Source organism: Maricaulis maris (genome assembly GCF_049116555.1).
Classification (GTDB): Bacteria; Pseudomonadota; Alphaproteobacteria; order Caulobacterales; family Maricaulaceae; genus Maricaulis; species Maricaulis maris_C.
Genome location: NZ_JAGDYT010000023.1, coordinates 1 through 964, shown reverse-complemented (window position 1 = coordinate 964; position 964 = coordinate 1). Strand labels below are relative to the sequence as shown.

At 67.1% G+C, this 964-nt stretch carries 1 protein-coding gene; it reads right to left on the bottom strand.

The genetic code is table 11. The features are described from left to right. Positions 1 to 79 precede the first annotated feature (79 nt). On the bottom strand, positions 80 to 964 hold an 885-nt coding region (locus JXQ94_RS14075; RefSeq protein ID WP_421924415.1), incomplete at its 5' end, for a ribonuclease D.

The following is a 964-nucleotide window of genomic DNA, read 5'->3' as shown; positions in this document are numbered from 1 at the left end:
TCCGCCCGGGATGACAAGCGCGAGACAACCGGGAAGAGAATTGCCGCGAACACGGATTATCGCGCGTTCAGCCGGCCACTCAGCCCGCCGTATCCACCACCACGACCTTGCCGTCCTTCAGCGCCAGCGCCATCTCGCCGCGTTTCAGCTTGAGGGCCGGCTCACCGAACACTTCGCGGCGCCAGCCGCTGAGGGCCTGGACATCGGCCTTGTCGTCGGCGGCGATCTTTTCCAGATCGGCGGCATTGGCGATCAGGCGCGGGGCGACGTCCTTCTCATCGGCGACCAGTTTGAGGAAGACCTTCAGGAGTTCGACCGTCGGACCGACACCCTGTGGCGGCGGGGCCGGCTTTTCGACCTTGGGGGCATAGGCCTCGGCATCGGCCAGCGCTTCGCTCATCTTGTCGAACAGGCGGCGCGCGGCGCTGGAGCGTTCGAAACCCTTTGGCACGGCGCGCAAGCCGGTCAGCTGTTCGGCGGCGGTCGGGGCGACGCTGGCGATCTCGTAGATGGCGTCATCCTTCATGACCCGCTGGCGCGGCATGTCACGGGTCTGGGCCTCGGTTTCGCGCCAGGCGGCGGCAGCGCGCAGGGCGGCGACCCATTTGGTGGTCGTCTTGCGCAGCTTCATCCGACGCCAGCTCTCCTCGGGGTCGAGACGATAGGTCGATGGGCTGGTCAGCGTCTTCATCTCGCCCGCCAGCCATTCGGTGCGGCCTTTTTTCTCCAGCCGCTCGACCATGATCGGGTAGAGGTCGCGCAGATGGGTGACATCGGCGATGGCGTAGGTGGTCTGGGCCTCGGACAGGGGGCGCCGCGACCAGTCGGTAAAGCGCGGGCCCTTGTCGATGGGGCGGTTGAGCAGGGTGCGGACCAGCGCGTCATAGGCGATCGAGTCGCCCAGGCCGAGCGCCATGGCAGCGACCTGACTGTCGAACATCGGGTGCGGGATCAGTGCGTCGCC